We start from the raw sequence: 14,579 nt of genomic DNA on the forward strand, positions 1-14,579 counted from the left end.
AGTGGAAGGATCGACGGCTCCTCCAGCCAAACAGCGACAATGTCGGGAGGGTGTCATCCGTCGAGGACGTATTCAATGATGAGCCGATCGGCCGGCAATGGGACGGGGCGCTTCGGCCTGCCCATGCGCGGCGTTACCGCCCTCATTCTCGGAGCTGCAACGTCAATCGCCTTTGAGCCCTGGAGCGCGTGGTACATCATGCCGCTCGGGGTCGGCTGCCTCGTCTGGCTGCTGCACTACAGTAGGTGTTGGCGCGACGTGATGCTTTGCGCGACCGCTTTCGGCTTCGGCCAGGCGTTTCCCGCGCTGCGCTGGATCGTCGACGCGTTTGGTTTCCAGGCAGCGCTCCCACCAGCGATGGGCTGGCTGGCCCTGGCACTGCTTGCCGGATACCTCGCGCTCTACTGGAGCCTTGCGGCGATAGCAGCATGGGTTCTTGGGCGCGACGATCCATTCCGCTTTGCACTCGCCTTCGCCGCGGCTTTCACCATCTTCGAATGGCTGCGTGGCATCGTCCTGACGGGATTTCCCTGGAATCCGGTCGGCGTGATCTGGCTCAACGTGCTTCCTGTCGCGAGCATCGCGGCGACCATCGGCGCGCTCGGATTGTCGGGTCTGACCATCCTGCTATCCGCGCTTTTGACACCGCCGGCTCTGTGCGATGGCCGGGCTCGGGGAGTGGCCGGCGTCGTGCTGATGACGGCGATAGCCGGCGCGAGCATGTCGTCCACTCGACCGCCGGCTGACACAGCCACCCCGATCGTTGTCGTCCAGCCCAATATCTCGCAGGACCAGAAGTGGCGCCCGGACGAGGTCGTCGAGCATCTTCACCGGCACATAGCGCTCTCGGGGAGCAATACGGAACCGAAGCGCTCGCGCCTGGTGTTCTGGCCGGAAACGGCCATCACGACGGAACTGGACCGCGATCCGGACACAAGACGGCTGATCGGCACCGTCCTCGGAAAAAGCGATCTGTTGTTCGTCGGCGCCATCGGCACGGCTTTCCGACCGGATGGGAGTGTGAGCGGAGCAACCAACAGTGTGTTCGTGATCAACTCCAGCGGAGAGATACGCGGCAGGTACGACAAGCGGCATCTTGTGCCCTTCGGAGAGTATATACCGATGCCGCACCTGCTCGGTGCGCTCGGCCTGTCGCGTTTCGCGGCCGGCAGCGGGCCATTCGTCTCCGGTTCGGGCCCGCGTTCACTGGAGATGGAAGATCTGAGCGCAGGCGTAGACATTTGCTATGAGATCATCTTTGCGGGCGCTGTCGTCGATCCGCACCGGCGACCGCAATTCCTCTTCAACCCCTCGAACGACGCTTGGTTCGGCGAAGCCGGCCCGCCTCAGCATCTGGCTCTGGCACGCATGCGCGCGATCGAGGAAGCCCTGCCCATAGTTCGCGCGACGACCAACGGGATTTCCGCGGTCATTCGCTCAGATGGGAGCGTCGTGGATAGCCTGCCCTGGCGAACGGCCGGACGTATCGAAGCCCGGCTGCCAGCACAGGGTCGTCCGACCGCATTTTCAGCCTGGGGCAGTCTCCCGGCGCTGTCCCTCGCGGTGCTCATGCTGGTGGGGTTAGTATGGACCGGCGAGTCAGCATGGTGGCCGGGCCGAGAGCGCTGGCGGCTCAAATCGCAGATCTGATCACTAGGCTACTGCGAAAGCTGATCGAAGGCTTCGAAGGCCTGCGCAGCGTACATCACGGATGGGCCAGCGCCCATGTACACGGCCATGCCAAGGGTTTCGCTGATCTGCTCACGGGTGGCGCCAGCCTTTGCCGCTCCCTCCGCATGATAGGCAATGCAGGGCTGGCACCGCGTCGCAACGCCGATGGCCAGCGCAATCAGCTCTTTCGTCGCCGGATCAAGCGCCTCGCCGGCATGCGCAGATCGCGCCATGTCGGAAAATGACTTCATCACTGCCGGCGCTTCCTGCCGCAACGACTTCACGCCGCCATTCATGTTCTCGATCAGCTTTTTCCAGTCTTCGATCATAATACTCTCCATCATTCGAATGAGCGTTCAGCATGGAAGCGCTCCCAGGCTTGGCGCGGCTCCCATGGCTACAGATATCCCGGTCAGGTCATGAGGGCGCCGGCGCTCCGATAGAGCACATAAGCTGCGACCACGAAGATCAGTCCCGCAAAGATGCGGTTGAGCGTGTTCTTTCCCGCCGAGAGCCGATTGGCGAGCATCATGCCGAGCACGCCGCCGAGGATTCCGCCAGCGATGAACTCGAAGGCAATCGGCCAATCGACGAGGCCGGATGCGGCGTAATTGATCGCGGTGGCGAGTCCGAAGCTACCGACCGCCAGGAGTGATGAGCCGATCGCATTGATCATCGGCATGCCAGTCGCGAGAATGAGCGCTGGCACGATCAGGAAGCCGCCGCCGATCCCGAAGAAGCCCGAGGCGGAGCCGGCGGCAAAGGCGACCGCGGCCGTGACGAGGGAAGTCTTCAGATCGGCCGGACGCTCGGAGGACGCGCTTGTCTTGCGTGGCCGCAGCATCATCACGCCGACGAGGATCATCAGCAGCCCGAACAGGAAGAGCAGCCGCTGTCCGTCAACCACCTTGCCAAGCGTCGAACCGGCAAACGCTCCAAACGTGCCGACGCCGGCAAAGACGATTGCACTACGCCAGCGGACGTTGCCGCTCCTGGCATGGCCGATGAGGTTGGCGAAGGCGTTGACCGAAACGGCGAGCGCGCTCGTGCCGATGGCGATATGCGGCTGCGTTACGCCGACGACGTACAAAAGCAGCGGCGTGGCGAGTATCGAGCCACCTCCGCCGACGAGACCGAGGGAGAAACCGACAAGCCCCCCAGAGGCGAGCGCGGGGCCGACATTGGCAAGCATGGCTCAGCCCTTTCCGGCAAGGAATCGATCATGGGCGACCATTCCGATGAACATGGCGGCGGCGAAGAGGATCGCGGGCGCAAGGCCGAGCGAAAGCGATGCGATTGCCGGACCGGGGCAAAAGCCGGCTAGGCCCCAGCCAACACCGAAGATCGCCGAGCCGATGATGAGCGGGCGGTCGATACGGGTTTTCGTCGGCAGATGAAGCTGGTCGTCGAAAAGCGGCTTGTTGAGCGCAAAGGCGAGCCGATAACCGATGAAAGCGACCACGACGCCGGCGCCGAGCACGAAGATCAGGCTTGGGTCCCATGCACCGGTGATGTCGAGGAAGGCTTTCACCTTGGCGGGATTGAGGAGGCCGGAGATCGCGAGGCCGAGCCCGAACAGAAGGCCGGCGGAAAGGGCCGTCAGGATGCGCAGAGCCGGGGTCAAAGCCAGCCTCCTACCCGCATCACAAGCACGGTCAGGATCGCCGTTGCGAGGAAGGTCAGCACGGCGGCGAAGGACCGTGGCGACAGTCGCGCCAGTCCCGAGATGCCGTGGCCGGATGTGCAACCCGACCCCATGCGGGTGCCGACGCCGACAAGCAGGCCGGCGACGATCAGAAGCGGCCAGGATGCTGCAACGACCACCTGTGGCGCAGCGCCGAAGATGAAGAGATAGGTCAGTGGACCCAGAAGGAGGCCGGCGACAAAGGCAATGTCGTGGCCGAACCGCTCACCGCGTTGGCCGAGCAGCCCGCCGACGATACCGCTGATGCCCGCGATTCGGCCGTTGAGCAGCATGAGAAGACTGGCTGATAAGCCGATCAGCGCGCCGCCGGCCAGAGGTGCAAGATAAGTGTCCATCACCAGGCCGCCCCCTCAAACGCATTGAGCGGGAGCTTCAGATAGCGTTTGCCGTTCCCCTCCGGCTCGGGAAGCCGGCCGCCATTCATGTTCACCTGCAGCGCATGCAGGATAAGCTTGGGCATCGGCAGGGTCGCATCGCGCTCTTCGCGCAGCTTGACGAAGCTCTCTTCGTTCTGGCCGGCAATGTGCGGATTGAACTTCTTCTGCTCGCCGACCGTGCTTTCCCAGCGGGCTGGGCGGCCGTCAGGCTGATAGTCATGACCGGTGAAGATGCGCGTCTCGTCACGCAGCGAGAGGATATCCATGATCGACTGCCACAGCCGTTTGGCGCTGCCGCCCGGAAAGTCGGCGCGCGCCGTGCCGGAGTCAGGCATGAACAGCGTGTCGTGGACGAAGGCGGCGTCGCCGATGACATAGGTGATCGAGGCGAGCGTATGGCCGGGCGAGAACAAAACCCTGGCCTTGATCGACCCGACCTTGAACGTGTCGCCCTCTTCGAAAAGCCGGTCCCACTGGCTGCCGTCCGCGGGAAAGTCCAGCCAGTTGTAGATGCCCTTCCAGAGTTTCTGCACATCGACGACATGAGCGCCGATCGCGGTCGGAGCGCCGGTTTTGTCCTTGAGATAGCGGGCTGCGGAAAAGTGGTCGGCATGGGGATGGGTGTCGAGGATCCATTCGACGGTCAGGCCCTTATCAGCGACGTAGGCAAGAAGCTTGTCGGCCTGTTCTGTGCTGGTCGACCCGGACTTCTCGTCATAATCGAGCACCGGATCGATGATCGCGCACTTCTTGGTCTCAGGATCAGTGACGACATACTGGATGCTCCCGGTGCGCTTCTCGTAAAAGCCTTTGACCTCGGGCCTGCCGACATGCCGATGGGCGGCGAGCCAATCGCGCGCATGGTCGGGCGCAATGCCGACGTCGCCTGCCACGGCGATCAACTTGTCGTCGCTGAAGCCTTCGACATCAGCATCGCCAGCCAGCACCCACATGTAGAAGGACCGGGCACCCGAACGGCAATGCGCGAGCACCGGACCGTCCGACGCCACGATCGCCTCTGCGAAACGCCGGACGTCGTCCGGGCGCATGTTGCTGCTTGTGACCGGGATGAAGACATAGTTGAGCCCCGCGGCCTCGGCAGCCTCCTTTTCCGCATCGGAACCGGGCTGGGACGCCTCTTCGCCGTCTGGCCGGTTGTTGATCACCGTCCTGAAGCCGCGTCGGGCGAGTTCGACGAAATCCTCGGGCTGAAGCTGCCCCGCGACGGATAATTTCTCTGTGACCGGGATCGGTTTCATGAGTCGGCTCCTTGACGCTTGTCAATATGAATTACATACTTACATAAAACCAGATATGTAATTCTGCAAGTGGGAGAAGCGCCATGGAAATCATCGAAGATGTTCGGGCAGTGCATGCACCTCGGATGAAGCACCGGATCGTCATCGTCGGCGGCGGATCCGCCGGCATTACTGTCGCGGCCGAGCTCAAGCGGAAGGATGCAAAGCTGGACGTCGCGATCGTCGAGCCCTCGGGCTCTCATTCCTACCAGCCGGGCTGGACGCTGGTTGGCGCGGGCGTCTTCACGCGAAAGCAGACCGAGCGCGAGGAGCAGTCGCTGATCCCCAGCGGTGTGACGTGGATCAAGGCAGCGGTCAGCGGCTTCGATCCGGACAATAATCTCGTCAGGCTGAGTGACGGCCGGGCGCTCGGGTACGACTATCTCGTGGCTTGCCCCGGGTTGAAGATCGACTGGGACGCGATCCAGGGGCTGAAGGAGACCCTCGGCAAGAACGGGGTGTGCAGCAACTACCGGGCCGACACAGCGGAATACACATGGCGCCTCATTCAGGACTTCCAGGGCGGCATCGCGCTGTTCACCCAGCCGGGGATGCCGATCAAATGCGCCGGCGCTCCGCAGAAAATCATGTACATGATGGCGGATCATCTTCGGCGGCGCGGCAAGCTGAAAGCCTCGACGCTGAAGTTCTGCCTTGCCGGCGAGGCTCTCTTCGGCGTTCCCTTTTTTGTCCCGCCATTGCAAAACGCCGTTGACGAGTACGGGATCGGCATCTGCTACCGGCATAACCTGATCGCCATCAACGGGCCGGCGAAGACGGCGCTGTTCTCCGTCACAGACAAGGATGGCGTGGCGCGCGACGTCGAGATGCGCTTCGACATGATCCATGTCGTCCCGCCGCAGACGGGGCTCGATGTGGTGCGGGAAAGTCCGCTGGCGAATGCCGCGGGCTGGATCGAAGTCGATCAGGCGACCCTGCGTCATGTCCGCTATCCGAACGTCTTTTCGCTCGGCGATGCGGCGTCCACCACGAACGCCAAGACGGCGGCGGCCGTCCGGCTCCAGTCCCCTGTCGTGGTCGCCAATCTGCTGGCCGCGATGCAGGACAAGGCTATGCCGAAGACCTATGACGGCTACGGTTCGTGCCCGCTGACGGTGGCTCTCGGCAAGATCGTGCTTGCCGAGTTCGCCTACGGCGGCAAGGTAACGCCGAGTTTTCCGCTCGATCCCCGCGTGCCCCGCAAAAGCATGTGGTACTTGAAAACGAAGTTCCTGCCCTGGCTCTACTGGTCTCATATGCTGAAGGGCGGAACGATCGACGTCAAGCATCGCGAGCGGGGCTGGTGAGAGCGTGGTGCTCTCACTTGCCTTCCGCTTGCTTCTTGCGCGCATCCGACACGACCTGCTTGAACCCCTGATAGTCGAGCGTCGACGTCTGGAACGGGCCAACGAGGTAGGCCGGCGTTCCCGAGAACCCGATGGCATCGGCTTGCGCCATGTTGCGCTTGATGATGGCGTCGATTTCCGCGGACTTGGCCTTCATGTCGGCGTCGAGGCGGGCCATGTCGATGCCGGCAGCCTGGAGGCCTTGCCGCATCTTGTCCTTCGGAACTCCCACGCCGGGAATTCCCATCAGGGCGTGATGCGCAACGTCGTACTTGCCCTGATACTTTGCGGCGAGCGCCATCATCGCGCCGTCGATCGAGGTCGGTCGGATGACGGGCCAATCCTTGTAGACGAGACGAATCTTGCCGTCCTCCTTGACCACGCGGTCGAGGTCGGGGGCGGATTTCTTGCAATAGGGGCAATTGTAATCGAGGAAGGCGACGATGGTCAGATCGCCCTTCGGGTTACCCGAGACCGGCGCCGCAGGATCGTTGAGGATCATTTCCTTGGAAACATCGGCGGCGGTCTGAGCGAAAGCCAAGCGATTCATGACGGGGACGGTCAATACAGCGCCACCGATGGCGAGCACGGCGCCGCGGCGCGTGAGAGCTGGCATATAGGATCTCCTTTTGGCCTTGATACGGACAGGTCAACGCCTGCGCGGCCTGCGATCCGCGCCTCTCACCTTAAGGCTGGCTTAAGGTCGGCACGGAATTGCCGTTGTTCTCTATCATCCGGGGTGTTGTGCGTATGAGAGTATTGCTGGTCGAAGACGACGCAGTTCTGATGAACGGGCTTCAGGTCGGGTTGGGTTTGGCCGGCTTCACCGTCGACGCCGTCGCCACCTGCGCCGATGCTTCTGCCGCGCTGCGCACGACGGCCTTTGACGCGATCGTCCTCGATTTGATGCTTCCGGACGGATCGGGCCTCGACGTCCTGGGTGAGCTTCGCAGCCGCCAGGTTGCAACGCCGGTCCTGCTGTTGACGGCGCGTGACAGCGTGCCCGACCGTATCGCCGGATTGGATGCCGGCGCTGACGATTACCTCGGCAAGCCATTCGATCTGAACGAGGTTGCGGCGCGCTTGCGGGCCTTGACGAGGCGAGGCAACGGGGGCGGATCGGCCTGCCGGATCTGGCGCGATCTTCGTCTGGAGCCCGCCACCATGGCTGTATCCAAAAGCGGTGAGGCGGTTCGTCTGTCGCGCCGTGAATTTTCGGTTCTGCACGCGCTGATGGATCGGCCTGGCCAGATCCTGTCGAAATCGCAGCTCGAGGATCGGCTCTACGGCTGGCAGGAGGACGTGGAGAGCAACACGATCGAGGTTCACATCCACAATTTGAGACAGAAGCTTGGCCCTGGAATCATCGAGACCGTGCGAGGGGTCGGCTACAAGCTCGCGGAGGACAACGCATGAGGTCGATCCGCAGCCGTCTGTTCATGATCCTGATGATCACCACCGGCATCGTCTGGATGTCGGCGATCATCTGGATTTATCTCAGCACCCGTGCCGAGGTCGAACGAGTTCTTGACGCGCGCCTGATCGAGGCGGCACGCATGGTCAGTTCGCTGATCACCAGCCAGGAGATCGACCCCAGGCGCGCGGCGCAGATACCGACCGTCGAGCCGGCCCTCCACGCCTCCTATGACAGGCAGCTCTCGTGCCAGATCTGGGCGCTGGATGGGACACTGGTCGGGCGCTCGGACGCGGCGCCGGCAACACCTCTTACCGATAGCGGCGAAGGCTTCTCCCAGACAGTGATCGCGGGAGAGATCTGGCGCGTTTATGCGGTGATGAACAGCGACCTCGGCATGCGCGTGCTGGTCGGCGACAATATGCGCGTCCGCGACAGGCTGGTCGCCGATGTGATCCGGGGCCTCGCACTACCCGCATTGCTCATCCTTCCGATCCTGGCGGGCCTGATCTGGCTGAGCGTTCGCAAAGGACTTGCACCGTTCACCGCGATGGCGAGCACGCTGGCGACACGTCCGGCGTCGGATCTCAGCGCGCTGCCGGATGACGACACGCCATCGGAAATCAAGCCCGTGATCCGATCACTCAACGGCCTGTTCGCGCGGGTAAGCGCGGCCCGCCAACGAGAGCGCGACTTTACCGCTTTCGCCGCGCATGAGCTGCGAACGCCGATTGCCGGGCTGAAGACACAGGCGCAAGTCGCGTTGGGAAGCGAAGACCCCAGGATACGAAACAACGCCTTGCGCCAGATCGTGATCGGGGTGGACCGCACCTCTCGTCTGGTGCGGCAGCTTACTGATCTGACAGTTACCGAGAGCGGTGAAATCGCAACGGCTCGACAGGATGTGGACCTCTTGAAAATCCTGGGGCAAATCGCCGATGACATCGGTCAACATTACCCGGACGCGGCCGCGATCGAAGTGGACCCCCAGCTAGGGGGCATCTGCCTTTCAGTCGATCCATCGCTGTTCACACTCGCTGCGCGAAACCTCCTCGAGAATGCCGCCCTGCATTCTGGGGCTGACGGAGTGGTGCGATGCTCGGTGCGTACGGCGACGAATGGTGTCGCCGTTGTTGTCGATGATAGCGGACCGGGCATACCCGACGAAGAGCTGCCGAAGGTTCGCGACAGATTTTTCCGAGGCCGCAACAAGACGCCGATGGGAAGCGGTCTTGGTCTGGCGATTGCAGATCTCGCCATGAAGCGGCTTGGAGGTGACGTCCATCTGGAGAACCGTCATGAGGGCGGCCTTCGAGCCGAACTTCGTTTTCTTGAGACGGCGAAGACCAATTGCACCGGAAAGGCGCTCGACAGACAGCGCCGCGAACGCCCGGAAAGGTCGATGGGCTGATGACACGGCGGGGGGCGAGAAAATGCGATGCCATCGAGATTCGCCACCTTTGTTATTTTGTGGCCGCGGCCGAGCATGGCAGCTTTCGGAAAGCAGCGAACGTCCTCGGGATATGTCAATCGGCGGTGAGCCGGCGCATACGAGATCTCGAAGATGAGGTGGGCGTCTCGCTTTTCCACCGCTGCACGAACGGTGTATCGCTGACCTATGCTGGGCAGATATTTTTCTTGAGAGCCAAACAGGGCCTCAGAACCATTCACGAAGGTCGTCGATACATCGGTACGGTCGGACGTGGCGAAGAGGGCGTGGTCAGGATTGGCATCTTCTCGTCGCTCGCGTCAGGGTTCCTATCCGATTTGTTACGGTCCTACGGCAAGGACCACAGCGGCGTCCGCACGGAGTTGGTCGACGGCAACCCAATGGAGCATATCGCGGGTATCCGGCAGCTCCGTCTGGATGTCGCGTTCATCACGGGCACCTCTGCATGGCCTGAATGCGAAACGGCTCATTTGTGGTCGGAGCGGGTGTTTGCCGTATTGCCTGATGAGCACCGGCTGACGCGAAAGGACCTGCTGAGTTGGCATGATCTGGCAGGTGAGCCATTCATTGTGAGCGATGCGGCGCCTGGTCCCGAAATCCACGAGTACCTCATCCAAAGGCTTGCGCAACTCGATCATCACCCTGATGTGCAGCCGCAATACGTTGGCCGCGATAATCTGTTGCCCTTGGTTGCGATCGGCCGGGGCCTGACCTTGACGAGTGAAGCCACGACGGCAGCACGGTTTCCAGGCGTGACATATCGACCAATTGCCGGCGAGGTCGTTCCTTTCAGCGCGGTTTGGTCCGCAAGAAACGACAATCCTGCCTTTCGGCGACTCCTAAGCCTGGCAAAGGCGATCTCGCGGCAATCTCCACCGCGACTATGACCTATCAGGTCCGTCAGTTACGGGGCGAGGTGGAGAAGTACGCCGTGCTTTTGCAAACCCGCGATCCGTAACGACGAAACGCTCAAGCATGGGAACGATTAGGCGCAGCGGTTCGATGGGAGATTTTCCCGGTTCGGCCAGCAGTTGGCCATATGTGATGAGATCGCGATGCAGTTGGGCGGGCAATTCGATGGTGACCTTGACAGGTTTGTCGTCAGCGATAGGTCCGAGTTTCAGCTTTGCCATGATCAGCCTCTGTAAGGTTCGAGCACGAGATCACGCGTTACGATTACCCGGACCGGAAAGCCTGGTCGGATGGTGAGCGTCGGCGCGACCTGCAATTGGCGCCGGACGATCTGCTGGCCGGCGTCGTTGATGGTATCCTGCGCACCGTCACGGATCGCGCGGACCAGGCGGTCCTCGTCACTGACCGCTAGCTCCGTACCGACCGCGAGCAGCGTGGACAGTCCTGCCGCCTTGGCGAGATCCCACCAGTGATAATCGACACCATCCTCGAGACCGGCATAACCCTGCGTGTCGGCGCCCGGCTGGCGTTCGAGGACGATGGAGCGGCCATTCGGAAAGATCAGCCGGTTCCAGACCAATAGCGCCCGTCTTTGGCCGAATTGCACGTTGTTGTCGTACTGGCCGATGATCCGCGTCCCTTGGGGTATCAGAAGCAATCTGCCGGTGGGACTGTCGTAGACATTCTCCGTCACCTGAGCGGTGATTTGGCCAGGCAGATCGGAGCGAATGCCGGTGATGAGTGCGGCTGAGATTACCGCCCCTGCCTGAAGGATGAACGGCGAAGCCGGAGCCATGACCCGATCAGATGATGTGGTCCTGCGATCAACCGGTGCATTCAGAAACGCAAGCTGCCGATCCTGGGCGGTCTGCTGACCGGGTTGTCCCGTGAGCCCGGCGAGATCGAAACCAGGAACATTCGTGGTGGTCGAGCCGCCGGGTATAGTCGGTGCCGAGCCGGGTTGGGTCTGGAAGAAGACTCGGCTGGTGCGCGCAGCCTCTTCCTCGGCTCGACGGCGTTGCTCGGCTTCATCGACAGTTGGCGTCGTGATCGTCGGCGGAACAACGGGCTGTCCTCTGTTCTGAGCGTCAAGGATCGGCCGCCCCAGATCACCAGGCAGCGGCGGGCCGAGCACAGGTCCGGTGTAGTCGCGGGGCAAGCCGGCGAGACCGTCTGCCGTCTGGCGATTGTTGGTCGAGTAAAGCTCTTCGCCGCCTGGACCTCCATCGCGGGTCTGGAGTGCGTAGATCAGCGCGCCGCCGATGCCAACGAGCCCGACAGCCGTAATGCTTGCCAACACCCTCCGCGAAAGGCGCGTGACGCGCGGCGCCTCGGCGCGAAGACGCATGGGAGCGGCGTTATCGATATTGTCCTCACTCATGATGCGGGTCTCCCGTCGGTGCGGACGATCCTGACGACCTGCTGTTTGTCGCCGCTGCCAAGGCGGAGCTCGGCGGCGCCGAACAGGCGATCGACGATCAGGATGTGCTGGTGAATACGGCTGTTGACGAGTTGCGCTTCGCCATCCGGGCCGATGACGAAGATCGGCGGCATTTCGCCCTGAACGATCCCGCGCGGAAACTCGACGTAGACCCTGCGGCCGTCGTCGTAGACGGAGACGGGTTTCCAGGGCGGATTCCCACCGGTCAAACCGTATCGGTAGTTGCGCGCCGCAACGGCCGGGATGACCGGCGTCGCCGGAATGCTCTGGCCTTGACCGGCGCGCGGCCGCGGATAGGACCAGGCAACGGATGGCATATAGGGTTTCGCGCCGGAACGCAGCTCGATCATGTAAACGCGCCGGTCAGTGGTCACGACGAGATTGGTCGTGATATCCGGCCTTGAAGGCTTTACGAGGATATGGACGCGGCGTGTCGTACCGCTGCCGCTCTCGGTGTCGCCGATAATCCAGCGAGCGGTATCGCCAGCCGCAATCGGCCCGGCCCCTGTCAGCGACTCTCCGGGTTCCAGCGCGATGTCGGTGATCTGCCCGGGAGCCGCATAGACCTGATAGAGCGCTCCTTCCGACCAGGGGTAGATCTGAATCGCATTGAAGTACCCCTCCCGGCGTGGCTGCACGCGAGCGGCGGCGTTGGCGTTCTCGACGCGAGCGACTGGCGTGCTGGCCGCCGTGCCGCCCTTTGCCGGCGTCCAGGCCGGTGGGATATGGATCGGACGGGGCCGATCGTCTGTCACCGATACGGGAACGGCTGGCAAAGCCGGAACATCTCGATCGTAGCTGATCTCCGGCGGCTTTTGCGGCGTGGCACAACCGGCCAACGCGGTGGCGGAAAGCAGCAGAGCCGGAAGTACGGATTTGCGGAAAGCCGGAACGGCGGGGTTACGGAAAGCCGATTTCATTGGCTCATCTCCCGCGACCAGTTGATGGCGTTGATGTAAATTCCGAGCGGATTCACCTTCAGCCGCTCGGCATCGCGCGGAGGCTGGATGACGATGGTCAGGATCGCGGTCCAGCGCTCGGTCGCGCCGAGCTGGCCATTCTCGAAATGCCGTTCCGTCCACGCGACGCGGAAGCTGTCCGGAGAAGCGCGGATGACGCTGGAAACCTCGACGGAGATCTGCTGCTTGCCGACCTTCGTGAAGGGATCGTTGGCGCGGGCATAATCGTTGAGCGCAGCCGCGCCCCGATCGGTCGTCCACTCATAGGCCCTGAGCCAGTTCTGCCGGACGATGATCGGATCGGCGGGAATGCTTCTGGTCTGCTCGATGAAGCGTGCGAGATGCCAGGCCAGCTGTGGATCGGTCGGACGATAGTCCGCCGTGGCCGGGGCGACGGTCTGGGCCTGACCCAGATTGTCTACCTGAACCACCCAGGGAACCACTGTCCCACGCGCGGACTGATAGACCAGTGCGGAGGCGAAGCCCGCCGACAGGATCAGCGAACCGAACGCCATGTAGCGCCAGTTCCTCGCCTGCACGCGCGCTGACCCAAGACGTTCGTCCCAGACTTGTGCGGCCTTCTGGTAAGGTGTTTCCGGTTGAGGTGTCTTGCCGTAATGCACGGCCGGTCGTTTGAAGAGATTCATGAACGGTCACTTTCGGAGAGATTGACGGATGCGCCGGACCCATGGCTGTCGCCCGAGCGAACGGCATGGGCGGCGGCGCTGACGCCATGGGCGACATGGCTGCCGCGCTTCATGCGCTGGGCCCATGCCGGCGGCTGATCGGGTGCAGTTGCGGGAGCGACGGAAGCGGGATCGGATTCGTCGGTGCCCGCGCCAGACGAGAAGGAGCCGCCGGTGGCGCTGACGCCTGCACGCGCGCCGTCGGAGAAGCTGGATTTCATGTTTTCCGAGGCGCGGGACGCGGCACGGCGCAACGGGGAAACGGAGGCCGATCCGGCGGCGCGTGCTACGCCTCCGAGGCCGGACGCGACGCCGGATGCTCCCGACTGGCCCATGGAACCGAGCGTGTAGGCCGACGATGCCGCGCCGGCCGCCGCTGCGCCACCACGCGCGGCAGCGGCGCCGCCGGAAAGAAGAGCGGCTCCGCCCTTCGCCGCCAGCATTGCGCCGCCGCCGGCGGCGAGTGCCGCACCGCCAACGGCAAGACCGGTGCCGACGGCAGCGCCCGCGCTAAGCTGGGGACCGCCGCTGACAAGACCGGCAGCGATGCCGGGACCGAAGATGCCAAGGCCGACGAGCGAGAGCGCCGCAAGAACGATGGCCATGGCATCGTCGATGCTCGGGGTCTGGCCGCCAAAGCCTTGCGTAAACTGACTGAACAGCGTCGAGCCGATGCCGACGATGACAGCGAGGACCAGGACCTTGATGCCGCTGGAAATCACATTGCCGAGCACGCGCTCGGCCATGAAGGCGGTCTTGCCGAAGAGGCCAAACGGGATCAGGACGAAACCGGCGAGCGTCGACAACTTGAACTCGATCAGCGTCACGAAGAGCTGGATCGCCAGAATGAAGAAGGCGAGGATGACCAGCGCCCAGGCAAACAAAAGGCAGACGATCTGGATCAGGTTCTCGAAAACCGCGATCCAGCCCATCAGGGGTGATATCGCATCGAGTAAGGGACGCGCGGCATCGAGGCCGGTCTGTGCGACCTTGCCCGGACGGAGCAGATCCTGCGCAGTGAAGCCAGTGCCGGAGGCTTTCAGTCCGAGGCCGGCGAAGCTGTCGAAGACAATCTTAGCGAGGTTGTTCCAGTTGGAAATCAGGTAGGCAAACACCCCGACAAACAAGGTCTTCTTCACCAGACGCGCGATGATGTCGTCGTCAGCGCCCCAGCTCCAGAAGAGAGCGGCCAGCGTCACGTCGATGACGATCAGCGTGGTGGCCACAAACGCCACCTCGCCGCCGAGCAGACCGAACCCGCTGTCGATATAGCGGGTGAAGGTTCCGAGAAATGTGTCGATAACGCCGGAGCCCCCCATG

At 62.9% G+C, this 14,579-nt stretch carries 16 protein-coding genes; 5 read left to right on the plus strand and 11 right to left on the minus strand.

Annotated features, from left to right (window positions below):
* Positions 1-75 precede the first annotated feature (75 nt).
* Positions 76-1,650, plus strand: a complete 1,575-nt coding sequence (gene lnt / locus AC6H34_RS08940; protein WP_497538551.1) for an apolipoprotein N-acyltransferase — start codon at positions 76-78, stop codon at positions 1,648-1,650.
* An 8-nt stretch (positions 1,651-1,658) separates the two neighbouring features.
* Here lnt and AC6H34_RS08945 read toward each other — a convergent pair whose 3' ends face one another.
* The 5 genes from AC6H34_RS08945 to blh form a co-directional block, all read right to left on the minus strand.
* Positions 1,659-2,000: a carboxymuconolactone decarboxylase family protein gene (locus AC6H34_RS08945; protein WP_497538552.1), complete on the minus strand. Its 342-nt coding sequence runs from the start codon at positions 1,998-2,000 to the stop codon at positions 1,659-1,661.
* 83 nt (positions 2,001-2,083) lie between these two features.
* On the minus strand, positions 2,084-2,863 hold the full coding sequence (locus AC6H34_RS08950) for a sulfite exporter TauE/SafE family protein (protein WP_497538553.1): 780 nt from the start codon (positions 2,861-2,863) through the stop codon (positions 2,084-2,086).
* Positions 2,864-2,866: 3 nt separating this feature from the next.
* Entirely contained in the window at positions 2,867-3,295 is a 429-nt protein-coding gene (locus tag AC6H34_RS08955; protein WP_497538554.1) for a DUF6691 family protein, read from the minus strand.
* Entirely contained in the window at positions 3,292-3,711 is a 420-nt protein-coding gene (locus AC6H34_RS08960; protein WP_497538555.1) for a YeeE/YedE family protein, read from the minus strand. Before AC6H34_RS08960 ends, AC6H34_RS08955 begins: the two co-directional genes overlap by 4 nt.
* On the minus strand, positions 3,711-5,003 hold the full coding sequence (gene blh, locus AC6H34_RS08965; RefSeq protein ID WP_497539864.1) for a bifunctional sulfur transferase/dioxygenase Blh: 1,293 nt from the start codon (positions 5,001-5,003) through the stop codon (positions 3,711-3,713). Before blh ends, AC6H34_RS08960 begins: the two co-directional genes overlap by 1 nt.
* 92 nt (positions 5,004-5,095) lie before the next feature.
* On the opposite strand from blh, the gene AC6H34_RS08970 reads away from it, so the two are divergent.
* Complete coding sequence (locus AC6H34_RS08970; protein WP_497538556.1) at positions 5,096-6,358, plus strand: NAD(P)/FAD-dependent oxidoreductase; 1,263 nt, start codon at positions 5,096-5,098, stop codon at positions 6,356-6,358.
* Between the two features lie 13 nt (positions 6,359-6,371).
* Here AC6H34_RS08970 and AC6H34_RS08975 read toward each other — a convergent pair whose 3' ends face one another.
* Entirely contained in the window at positions 6,372-7,013 is a 642-nt protein-coding gene (locus AC6H34_RS08975; protein ID WP_497538557.1) for a DsbA family protein, read from the minus strand.
* Between the two features lie 134 nt (positions 7,014-7,147).
* Here AC6H34_RS08975 and AC6H34_RS08980 point away from each other — a divergent pair, with 134 nt between their 5' ends.
* Genes AC6H34_RS08980 through AC6H34_RS08990 form a run of 3 tightly spaced genes read left to right on the plus strand, consistent with a single transcriptional unit; the run spans position 7,148 to position 10,148 of the window.
* A complete protein-coding gene (locus AC6H34_RS08980) occupies positions 7,148-7,813 on the plus strand; it encodes a response regulator (RefSeq protein WP_497539865.1) in 666 nt (221 codons plus the stop codon).
* Positions 7,810-9,222 (plus strand): ATP-binding protein, encoded by a 1,413-nt coding sequence (locus AC6H34_RS08985; RefSeq protein ID WP_497538558.1) that lies wholly within the window; start codon positions 7,810-7,812, stop codon positions 9,220-9,222. The genes AC6H34_RS08980 and AC6H34_RS08985 overlap by 4 nt, the downstream gene beginning before the upstream one ends.
* Positions 9,222-10,148, plus strand: a complete 927-nt coding sequence (locus AC6H34_RS08990; RefSeq protein ID WP_497538559.1) for a LysR family transcriptional regulator — start codon at positions 9,222-9,224, stop codon at positions 10,146-10,148. The genes AC6H34_RS08985 and AC6H34_RS08990 overlap by 1 nt, the downstream gene beginning before the upstream one ends.
* Here the strand turns inward: AC6H34_RS08990 and AC6H34_RS08995 are convergent.
* From AC6H34_RS08995 to trbL, 5 genes are read right to left on the minus strand one after another with little or no spacing between them, the layout of a single operon-like run.
* Positions 10,143-10,394: a DUF2274 domain-containing protein gene (locus tag AC6H34_RS08995; protein ID WP_497538560.1), complete on the minus strand. Its 252-nt coding sequence runs from the start codon at positions 10,392-10,394 to the stop codon at positions 10,143-10,145. The genes AC6H34_RS08990 and AC6H34_RS08995 overlap by 6 nt on opposite strands.
* A 2-nt stretch (positions 10,395-10,396) precedes the next feature.
* Positions 10,397-11,554 carry a TraB/TrbI/VirB10 family type IV secretion system protein gene (locus tag AC6H34_RS09000; RefSeq protein WP_497538561.1) on the minus strand — a complete coding sequence of 386 codons (1,158 nt, stop codon included), beginning with the start codon at positions 11,552-11,554 and terminating at the stop codon, positions 10,397-10,399.
* Positions 11,551-12,534: a P-type conjugative transfer protein TrbG gene (trbG, locus tag AC6H34_RS09005; protein ID WP_497538562.1), complete on the minus strand. Its 984-nt coding sequence runs from the start codon at positions 12,532-12,534 to the stop codon at positions 11,551-11,553. Before trbG ends, AC6H34_RS09000 begins: the two co-directional genes overlap by 4 nt.
* Positions 12,531-13,220, minus strand: coding sequence for a conjugal transfer protein TrbF (gene trbF / locus AC6H34_RS09010; RefSeq protein WP_497538563.1), 690 nt, complete (start codon positions 13,218-13,220; stop codon positions 12,531-12,533). Before trbF ends, trbG begins: the two co-directional genes overlap by 4 nt.
* A complete protein-coding gene (gene trbL, locus AC6H34_RS09015) occupies positions 13,217-14,578 on the minus strand; it encodes a P-type conjugative transfer protein TrbL (RefSeq protein ID WP_497538564.1) in 1,362 nt (453 codons plus the stop codon). The genes trbF and trbL overlap by 4 nt, the downstream gene beginning before the upstream one ends.
* Position 14,579: the final 1 nt, after the last annotated feature.

Source organism: Labrys sp. ALF-8 (assembly GCF_059699065.1).

Excerpts from the sequence above, each read along its gene's own strand:
- AC6H34_RS08990 (WP_497538559.1), top strand. The coding sequence starts at position 9,222 with ATGACACGGCGGGGGGCGAGAAAATGCGATGCCATCGAGATTCGCCAC.
- AC6H34_RS08995 (WP_497538560.1), bottom strand. The coding sequence starts at position 10,394 with ATGGCAAAGCTGAAACTCGGACCTATCGCTGACGACAAACCTGTCAAG.
- AC6H34_RS08975 (WP_497538557.1), bottom strand. The coding sequence starts at position 7,013 with ATGCCAGCTCTCACGCGCCGCGGCGCCGTGCTCGCCATCGGTGGCGCT.
- trbG (WP_497538562.1), bottom strand. The coding sequence starts at position 12,534 with ATGAAATCGGCTTTCCGTAACCCCGCCGTTCCGGCTTTCCGCAAATCC.
- trbL (WP_497538564.1), bottom strand. The coding sequence starts at position 14,578 with ATGGGGGGCTCCGGCGTTATCGACACATTTCTCGGAACCTTCACCCGC.
- AC6H34_RS09000 (WP_497538561.1), bottom strand. The coding sequence starts at position 11,554 with ATGAGTGAGGACAATATCGATAACGCCGCTCCCATGCGTCTTCGCGCC.
- lnt (WP_497538551.1), top strand. The coding sequence starts at position 76 with ATGATGAGCCGATCGGCCGGCAATGGGACGGGGCGCTTCGGCCTGCCC.
- AC6H34_RS08970 (WP_497538556.1), top strand. The coding sequence starts at position 5,096 with ATGGAAATCATCGAAGATGTTCGGGCAGTGCATGCACCTCGGATGAAG.
- AC6H34_RS08985 (WP_497538558.1), top strand. The coding sequence starts at position 7,810 with ATGAGGTCGATCCGCAGCCGTCTGTTCATGATCCTGATGATCACCACC.
- AC6H34_RS08950 (WP_497538553.1), bottom strand. The coding sequence starts at position 2,863 with ATGCTTGCCAATGTCGGCCCCGCGCTCGCCTCTGGGGGGCTTGTCGGT.
- AC6H34_RS08960 (WP_497538555.1), bottom strand. The coding sequence starts at position 3,711 with ATGGACACTTATCTTGCACCTCTGGCCGGCGGCGCGCTGATCGGCTTA.
- AC6H34_RS08945 (WP_497538552.1), bottom strand. The coding sequence starts at position 2,000 with ATGATCGAAGACTGGAAAAAGCTGATCGAGAACATGAATGGCGGCGTG.
- AC6H34_RS08980 (WP_497539865.1), top strand. The coding sequence starts at position 7,148 with ATGAGAGTATTGCTGGTCGAAGACGACGCAGTTCTGATGAACGGGCTT.
- trbF (WP_497538563.1), bottom strand. The coding sequence starts at position 13,220 with ATGAATCTCTTCAAACGACCGGCCGTGCATTACGGCAAGACACCTCAA.